The organism is Albidovulum sp. (genome assembly GCF_049646345.1).
Classification (GTDB): domain Bacteria; phylum Pseudomonadota; class Alphaproteobacteria; order Rhodobacterales; family Rhodobacteraceae; genus Albidovulum.
In genome coordinates this window covers 1-3,032 of the sequence record NZ_JBARVQ010000027.1, presented here as the reverse complement: position 1 = coordinate 3,032, position 3,032 = coordinate 1, and the positions used below count along the sequence as shown (strand labels likewise).

At 63.4% G+C, this 3,032-nt stretch carries 4 protein-coding genes; all 4 read left to right on the top strand.

The window, feature by feature from the left end; translation table 11 throughout:
* Nucleotides 1-812, top strand: an 812-nt coding sequence (locus tag WBB85_RS00705) for an ATP phosphoribosyltransferase regulatory subunit (RefSeq protein WP_432636698.1), incomplete at its 5' end; no start/stop codon positions are given.
* Nucleotides 813-1,907, top strand: coding sequence for an ATP phosphoribosyltransferase regulatory subunit (locus WBB85_RS00700; protein ID WP_432636697.1), 1,095 nt, complete (start codon nt 813-815; stop codon nt 1,905-1,907).
* On the top strand, nt 1,898-2,596 hold the full coding sequence (gene hisG, locus WBB85_RS00695; RefSeq protein ID WP_432636699.1) for an ATP phosphoribosyltransferase: 699 nt from the start codon (nt 1,898-1,900) through the stop codon (nt 2,594-2,596). Before WBB85_RS00700 ends, hisG begins: the two co-directional genes overlap by 10 nt.
* Before the next feature lie 51 nt (nt 2,597-2,647).
* Nucleotides 2,648-3,032, top strand: a 385-nt coding sequence (locus WBB85_RS00690; RefSeq protein WP_432636696.1) for a hypothetical protein, incomplete at its 3' end; no start/stop codon positions are given.

Here is a 3,032-nt window from a genome sequence, read left to right as displayed (position 1 = left end):
TCGCAAACCTGAATAGCGATCTAGCAATGAGCGATGAACTATTTGAAGCGTTTTCGCGTCCTGAGGGTGGCTATCCATCTGAACTAAAAAGAAACATCGCCGTCTTGTTTCATCTTAGTGAGTTGGTAGGAGACAGTAAGATTGGCGCTGAGGGTGTCTCCGAACTCGAACAGATCGCGATACTCCTTGCCGCCCAAGGTTATGGCCCCGATCGCGTCGTCATCGACCCCTCCGTCGTGCGCGGCCTCGGTTACTATACCGGCCCGGTCTTTGAGGCCGAACTGACATTTGAAATCCTTGATGAAAAGGGCCGTCCGCGTCAGTTCGGCTCTGTCGCGGGCGGTGGCCGCTATGACGACCTCGTCAAGCGTTTCACCGGCCAGTCGGTCCCGGCAACCGGTGTCTCCATCGGCGTTGACCGCCTTCTGGCCGCGCTCCACGCCAAGGGACGCATGCAGACCGACACGCGCGGCCCGGTGATCGTCACCGTCATGGACCGCGATCGGATGGCGGATTATCAGGCGATGGCCACGGAACTGCGGCAGGCAGGCATCCGCGCCGAGGTCTATCTCGGCAACCCAAAGAATTTCGGCAACCAGTTGAAATACGCCGACAAAAGGAACTCCCCCGTCGCCGTGATCCAGGGCGGGGATGAGGCGGCGAAGGGCGTCGTGCAGCTCAAGGACCTCTTCCTCGGTGCCAAGATCGCTGCCGAGGCCAGCCACGAGGAATGGAAAAGCCAGCCCGCTCAGACCGAAGTGCCACGCGACACCCTCGTGGCCGAGGTGCGCCGCATTCTGGGAAGCGCCTGAATGGCGCTGAAGGGGGCAGCACGGGCCGAGGCCGACCGCCTGATGGCCGCCTTCCGCGCGGTCGGTGCCGTGCCGGTCGAGGCCGACATCCTGCAGCCCGCCGAGGTGCTCCTGGATCTTTACGGCGAAGACATCCGCGCCCGCGCCTATGTGACCAATGACCCCCTGCGCGGCGAAATGATGCTGCGCCCTGACTTCACCGTGCCGGTCGTGCAGATGCATATGTCGGACGGGGCAGAGCCCGCGCGCTACGCCTATATGGGCGAGGTTTTCCGCAAGCAGGAACACTTGACGGAACGAAAATCCGAATATTTCCAAGTGGGTTACGAGGTTTTCACCCGCGATAATCCGGCCGGTGCCGATGCCGAGGTCTTTGCCCTTTTCGCAGGTCTTCTTGCGCCCCTGAACCTTCGGGCCGTGACCGGCGACATCGCGATCCTGATGGCGGCGGTTCACGGCCTCAAGACGCTGGAAAGCCGCAAGGCGGCCCTTCTGCGCCACATCTGGCGACCCCGCCGTTTCACCCAACTTCTCGACCGCTTCGGGGGCCGGAGTCCGGTGCCCGAACCCCGCGTGCAGCTTCTGGCTGCTTTGGCAAAGGGCGAAACCCCGGCCCAAGCGCCGCAGATCGGGCTGCGCTCTGAAGCTGAGGTCAGGGCCCGTCTTGCCGCCCTGCAGGAAGACGCTGCCGCTCCGCCTGTTGCCGCCGAAGAGGTCACCCGGCTGAACGACCTCCTGAACCTTTCAGCCAAAAGCCCCGCGGCCCTTGCCCATCTGCGCGACATGGCCCGCGACATGCCCGCCATCGCCACCGCCACCGACCGGATGGAAGCGCGGCTGGAAGCGCTGGCCGCCAAGAGCGTCGATGTGGAGGCGCTTGATTTCGAAGCCTCGCATGGCCGCACGACGCTGGAATATTACGACGGCTTCGTCTTTTCCTTCCACGGCTCCGATCCCGATCTGCCGCCGATCGCCTCGGGTGGGCGTTACGACGCGCTGACGCAGGTGCTGGGGCAGGGGTGCTCCATCCCCGCCGTGGGCGGCGTGATCCGCCCCGGCCTTGTCGCCGACCTGACGGAGGACGGATCATGCTGAAACTCGGCATCCCCTCCAAGGGCAGGCTCATGGAGCAGACATTCGATTGGTTCGGCGCGCACGGCATTACATTGCGCCGGACGGGGTCGGATCGCGAATATGCAGGCGCGGTTGATGGGGCAGAGGGGCTGGAGCTTGTCCTTCTCTCGGCGGGCGAGATCCCCCGCGAATTGGTGGCAGGACGCATCCACCTTGGCGTCACCGGCTCGGACCTCGTGCGCGACAAGCTGGCTGACTGGGACCGGCAGGTGGCCGAACTCGCCGCCATGGGCTTCGGCCATGCCGATCTGATCATCGCGGTGCCTGCCTGCTGGCCCGATGTCGATACGCTCGACGATCTCGACGCCGCCGCCGCCGCCTTCCGCCGCACTCACGGCCACCGCCTGCGCATCGCCACGAAATACCACCGGCTGGTGCGCAATTTCATGACCGGGAACGGCGTCGCCGATTACCAGCTTGTCGACAGCCAGGGCGCGACCGAGGGCACGGTCAAGAACCTGACCGCCGAGGCCATCGCCGACATCACCTCAACCGGTGAGACGCTGCGCGCCAACCACCTGAAGATCCTGAGCGACGGGCTGATCCATCAAAGCCAGGCAACGCTCTATCGGTCACTTCGTGCCGACTGGACGATGGCATCGAAGGCCTTCACTCGGCTTTGCGATACGCTCGACCTTCGCAGCACCTGATCTGCCGGTGCCTCGAAAAAACTGGCCTGCACGGCCGGGCTGTGCCATTTCATGGTGAAAACCGGCAATCTGCGGGCCGCGCCCCGCTATGCCGACAGGCAAGAGGCGATCAAGATGAAGAAGGAACCGGGCATTTTCAAACAGGCCATCGCGGCGGCTGAAGCATCAGGCGACATCAAGCGTGTGGAGCGGGATGGCGTCGCGCTGCACGAATACCCTGACTATGAGACCTATGTGAAGGTCCAGACGGATGGCAACAAAGCAAAGCTCAAGAAGCAGTTCGTCAAGGAAAGCCATGTCGCCTTTCTGAGTGAATATCTTACCTCTGCGCTGGGCAAGGTTTCCTTCGGGCTTTGCCACGGAACGCGGGCAGGGCGGGAACAGGCCTGGTTCGGCAAGCATCTGGGGGCGGCGAACATCATCGGGACCGAGATTT

Coding starts and splice junctions, on each gene's coding strand:
- WBB85_RS00700 (WP_432636697.1), top strand. CDS start 813: ATGGCGCTGAAGGGGGCAGCACGGGCCGAGGCCGACCGCCTGATGGCC.